Annotated in this window: 1 protein-coding gene; it reads right to left on the reverse strand. The window is 61.8% G+C overall.

The annotated features are described in order from the left end of the window. Positions 1–110 precede the first annotated feature (110 nt). On the reverse strand, positions 111–532 hold a 422-nt coding region (locus ACODRZ_RS26840), incomplete at its 5' end, for a sigma-70 family RNA polymerase sigma factor (RefSeq protein WP_488986307.1).

Consider the following 532-nt stretch of genomic DNA (forward strand, 5'->3'; position numbering starts at 1 on the left):
CAATCCAGGGCGGTTTGCGTTGCCTTGGATTGCTTCGCTGCGCTCGCAATGACGAGGTAAGAACAATGACGAGGTGATGAAAAAAGCCCCGCCGAGGCGGGGCTTTTCTCTTACTGGTCCAGGAACGAGCGCATCTTGCGCGACCGGCTCGGGTGCTTGAGCTTGCGCAGCGCCTTCGCTTCGATCTGGCGGATACGTTCGCGCGTCACCGAGAACTGCTGGCCGACTTCCTCCAGCGTGTGATCGGTGTTCATGCCGATGCCGAAGCGCATGCGCAGCACGCGCTCCTCGCGCGGGGTAAGGCTCGCAAGGACGCGGGTGACCGTTTCCTTGAGGTTCGCCTGAATCGCCGCGTCCACCGGAATGATCGCGTTCTTGTCCTCAATGAAGTCTCCGAGGTGCGAATCCTCCTCGTCGCCGATCGGCGTTTCGAGGGAGATCGGCTCCTTGGCGATCTTCATCACCTTGCGCACCTTTTCGAGCGGCATCGACAGACGCTCGGCCATTTCCTCGGGCGTGGGCTCGCGGCCCT

Source organism: Novosphingobium sp. FG90, assembly GCF_057808725.1.